Annotated in this window: 3 protein-coding genes; 1 reads left to right on the forward strand and 2 read right to left on the reverse strand. The window is 51.0% G+C overall.

Annotated elements, in window-relative coordinates; genetic code table 11:
* On the forward strand, positions 1-955 hold a 955-nt coding region (locus tag HKN79_07655), incomplete at its 5' end, for a molybdenum cofactor biosynthesis protein MoeB (protein ID NNC83436.1).
* A gap of 5 nt (positions 956-960) precedes the next feature.
* Here the strand turns inward: HKN79_07655 and HKN79_07660 are convergent.
* Both HKN79_07660 and HKN79_07665 read right to left on the reverse strand, forming a co-directional pair.
* The gene (locus HKN79_07660; protein ID NNC83437.1) at positions 961-2,628 is read right to left on the reverse strand and encodes a formate--tetrahydrofolate ligase; all 1,668 of its coding nucleotides are present in this window, start codon (positions 2,626-2,628) and stop codon (positions 961-963) included.
* Between the two features lie 68 nt (positions 2,629-2,696).
* Positions 2,697-3,333: DUF2490 domain-containing protein (locus tag HKN79_07665; GenBank protein NNC83438.1), on the reverse strand; the 637-nt coding region annotated here is incomplete at its 5' end.

Below are 3,333 nucleotides of genomic sequence, written 5' to 3' on the forward strand. Positions count from 1 at the left end.
GTCGAGCAATCTTCAGCGTCAGGTCCTATATACAATTGACGATATCGGTCGTCAAAAGGTGGAGGCCGCACTCGAACGCCTTCAACGTCAGAATCCCTTTGTGGAATTCGAGAAATATAATCTTAGGCTGAGCAGTGAGAATGCCTTGGATATCATCTCCGAGTATGACATCATCGCAGACGGGACGGATAATTTCCCCACGCGATACCTGGTCAATGATGCCACGGTAAAGGCTGGAAAGGTCAATGTGTACGCTTCGATCTTCCGGTTCGAAGGGCAATTGAGTGTATTCAATTACAGGGACCCGGAAGGGAACTATGGGCCCAATTTCAGGGACCTGTTCCCATCGCCTCCGCCACCCGGTCTCGTTCCCAGTTGTGCAGAAGGGGGAGTCATAGGCGTACTGCCGGGAATTCTCGGCAGCCTACAGGCCAATGAGGTCATCAAGATCGCTGCAGGCGTAGGAGAACCTCTCTCCGGGAAACTCTTCACCCTGAACACATCTGAATTCGAACCCAGGGTATTCGAACTGAGCTATTCCGAGAAACATAGCATCCGTACTGAACATGCTGACCAGATCGAACTGATCGACTATGAGCAGTTCTGTGGCATAGGACCCGCAGAAGAACAGACCGAGGTCAAGAGCATCACGGTCGGAGAACTATCCGAAAGATTGGATAAAGGAGAGGATGTACAGGTGATCGATGTACGCGAACCCAATGAGTATGAGATCGCTAATATCGGAGCAGAGCTGATCCCAAAGTCTACAGTGGAGTCGAAGCTGGAGTCAATCTCTCGAGACCGTCCGGTGGTGGTCCATTGCCGATCGGGCAAACGAAGTCACGATGTGATCGCATTACTCCAAGAACGTCATGGCTATGACAACCTGCTCAATCTAGAAGGAGGAATACTAGCATGGGCGCAAGAGATCGATGAGACTATGGCGACCTACTGATCTGCTTAGAACAGTCCGGTGATATTTCCGTCCTGATCGATATCGATCAGTTCAGAAGCCGGGTGTGCAGGTAGACCAGGCATACGCATGATATCCCCAGTGATCGGAATCAGGAATCCTGCACCTGCAGCGATCTCTATCTCTCTAACAGTAATGATGAAATCCTTGGGTCTTCCCAAGAGTTTGGGATTGTCAGAGAGGGATTTCTGAGTCTTGGCGATGCATACCGGCAATCCGTCTAGCCCTAGATCGCTGATCGTACGTAGATCCTTTTTGGCCTTGGCCGTATAATCCACATGTTCTGCACCGTAGATACGAGTAGCGATAGTGCTGATCTTGTCTTCCACTGACTGGGACCAATCGTACAGTGGTTTGAAATCCGAGCGACCTTCTTCGATGATGTCCACGACATGTTGAGCTAGGTCCAGGGCTCCCTCACCGCCTTTGGCCCAGACTTCAGAGATGGCGATACGGATACCCAATCGATCGGCAACCTCCTGGATGACAGCCACTTCTTCATCTGTATCAGTGAGGAATCGATTGACCGATATGACCGGAGTGACATGGAAGTGTCCGATGTTCTCCAGATGCTTCTCCAAGTTGGGGACACCTTTTGTCAAAGCCTCCACATCCGGTTCGGTCAAGGATTTCAGGTCGGCTCCTCCGTGATATTTCAATGCCCTGATAGTGGTCGTAAGAACTACGACTTCCGGCTTCAATCCGGCACTCTGACATTTGATATCGAAGAATTTCTCAGCTCCTAGGTCAAAACCGAAGCCGGCTTCTGTGACCGTATAATCGGCCAGGCTCATCCCCATACGGGTAGCGATGACCGAGTTGGTGCCTTGTGCGATATTGGCAAAAGGTCCACCGTGGATGATGGCCGGATTGCCCTCGATGGTCTGCACGAGATTGGGCTTGATGGCATCCTTGAGAAGTGCAGCCATAGCACCTTCGGTCTTCAAGTCCCGAGCATAGATGGCGCGTTTATCGAAGGTGTATCCGATGAAGATGTTACCCAGTCGTTTCTTCAGATCGAGCCGGTCGGTCGATAGACAGAGAATGGCCATGATCTCAGACGCTGCTGTAATGTCGAAACCGGTCTCTCGAGGAACTCCTGATGTGGTTCCTCCGAGTCCTACGATGATCCTGCGCAAGGCTCGGTCATTCATATCCATGACCCGTTTCCAGGTCACGGTGCGTGGATCGATACCTAGAGAATTGGTCTTGCTTTGGATGTTGTTGTCAATGACGGCAGAAAGCAGGTTGTGCGCCTTTTCAATGGCTGCAAAGTCTCCTGTGAAGTGTAGGTTGATATCCTCCATAGGAAGCACCTGGGAATAGCCTCCACCTGTTGCACCCCCTTTGATTCCGAAGACAGGACCTAGTGAAGGTTCCCGCAAGACGACCACACTCTTCTTGCCCAATCGATTGAGCCCTTCGTTCAGTCCGATGGACATGGTGGTCTTACCCTCACCGGCTGGAGTGGGAGAGATAGCAGAGACCAGTATGAGGTGACTCTTCTTGGCTTGGTCCAGGTCGATCTTGGAAAGGGGGAGTTTGGCCTTATACCGCCCATACATCTCGATCTCATCTGCATCCAGATCCAGTCGTTGAGCGATCTCTTTGATGTGTTGGAGTTCTACTTCTTTGGCAATCTCTTGGTCGGTCATGGTGATAGCTTGCGTATTGTGAGGGTGAATGTATACAATGCAGCGCGGAAACGGATATGCGAGGAAAACTACAACTCTAAATAGCAATTCAGGGACCACCAGATGATCTGGGCCTCTGGGCTGCGCAGGTCACTCCACCTATAGTCGGGACCAGCTTCCAATGTCCATCGGGAGTCGAGTTGATAGCCTAGCTGGGCTCCCAAACGCAATTCCGTCTCTGTATCTTGGTCTTGGAGTTTTCCGAAGAACTCCTTGCTTAGGACCAAGTAGAATTCCCGCGTGTCGACTTGCTCACCTTGCAGTGCCGTTTCCCATGAAATCCTATATCTCAGTCGGTATTCCTCCGACTCATCTGAGGAGAAGGTCTGATCGGTCCCAATGCGATGACCCAATCGTCCATTCAAGAACTCATGTACGACAGAGAAGCGTTGAATGCTTCTATGGATAAGATCCTCATCCTCAAAGCGTAGCATGTAGCCGATCTGTACCTTGGAACGTGGACCGGTTCGATAGGCGAGGAGAGAAGTCCAGTCCAGCAATTCGTGTTCTAAGCCAGGAGGTGAGTCGGTGCGGTGTCGATAGAATGATGCTCTTGATTGTATACTGGAATTGAGTGTGAAACTCGGATTGATTTTCTTGGAGAGTCCAATGCGAGGGAGTACCCCTTGGTCTACCTGTGCCAAGGAGGACTGCGGAGCACAGAGG

The organism is Flavobacteriales bacterium, from assembly GCA_013001705.1.
Classification (GTDB): Bacteria; Bacteroidota; Bacteroidia; order Flavobacteriales_D; family JABDKJ01; genus JABDLZ01.